This is a genomic window from Citrobacter sp. Cpo015, assembly GCF_030333035.1.
In the GTDB taxonomy this organism is placed as follows: domain Bacteria; phylum Pseudomonadota; class Gammaproteobacteria; order Enterobacterales; family Enterobacteriaceae; genus Citrobacter; species Citrobacter portucalensis.
Map to the genome: position 1 here is coordinate 1 of NZ_JAOWGS010000007.1, position 815 is coordinate 815.

Here is an 815-nt window from a genome sequence, read left to right on the forward strand (position 1 = left end):
GTATTACAGGAAAAAGGAAAGGGAGGACCGGCTTAATGGCAATGTCACCAAAGCTGAAGAATAAACTGAGCGCAGCGGTCATTGGTTTGATTCTTGCCGGGGCATCCGCGCCCGTTATTCTCGATCAGTTTCTGGATGAGAAAGAGGGTAACAGCCTGACAGCATATCGCGACGGCGGCGGAATCTGGACTATTTGCCGTGGTGCCACGATGGTTGATGGTAAGCCAGTAGTGCAGGGCATGAAGCTGTCTGCTGAGAAATGCGCCCGGGTGAACGCCATAGAACGCGACAAGGCGCTGGCGTGGGTTGAACGAAATATCAAGGTACCACTGACCGAACCGCAGAAAGCCGGGATCGCGTCTTTCTGCCCATATAACATCGGCCCCGGAAAATGTTTCCCGTCCACGTTCTATAAGCGGATCAATACGGGCGACCGTAAAGGAGCCTGTGAAGCTATTCGCTGGTGGATTAAAGACGGTGGCCGCGATTGTCGTCTGACCAAAGGCCAGAAAAATGGCTGCTATGGGCAGGTAGAAAGGCGAGACCAGGAAAGCGCTCTGGCTTGCTGGGGGATAAACCAGTGAATCCAGCTACGATCCTTGCCGCGATAAAGACTTGGTGGAAACCTGCTGCAGTTCTCTTGCTGGTGGTCTGTTCGTTTATAGCTGGTGATGTCTGGAGCGATCGGGGTTGGGAAAAAAAGTGGGCGGAACGTGATAGCGCGGAATCCTCGCAAACAGCGAACGCGCAGACCGCCGCCCGCATGATTGAGCAAGGGCGCATAATTGCCCGTGATGAGGCTGTAAAAGATGCAC

Annotated in this window: 2 protein-coding genes and 1 pseudogene; all 3 read left to right on the plus strand. The window is 53.9% G+C overall.

Annotated features, from left to right (window positions below):
• Positions 1-64: pseudogene (locus OGY67_RS23680) on the plus strand (holin); the annotation flags it as partial.
• On the plus strand, positions 36-584 hold the full coding sequence (locus tag OGY67_RS00020; RefSeq protein ID WP_286573043.1) for a lysozyme: 549 nt from the start codon (positions 36-38) through the stop codon (positions 582-584). The pseudogene OGY67_RS23680 and the gene OGY67_RS00020, both read left to right, overlap by 29 nt.
• 11 nt (positions 585-595) lie before the next feature.
• Positions 596-815: DUF2514 family protein (locus tag OGY67_RS00025; protein WP_502872163.1), on the plus strand; the 220-nt coding region annotated here is incomplete at its 3' end.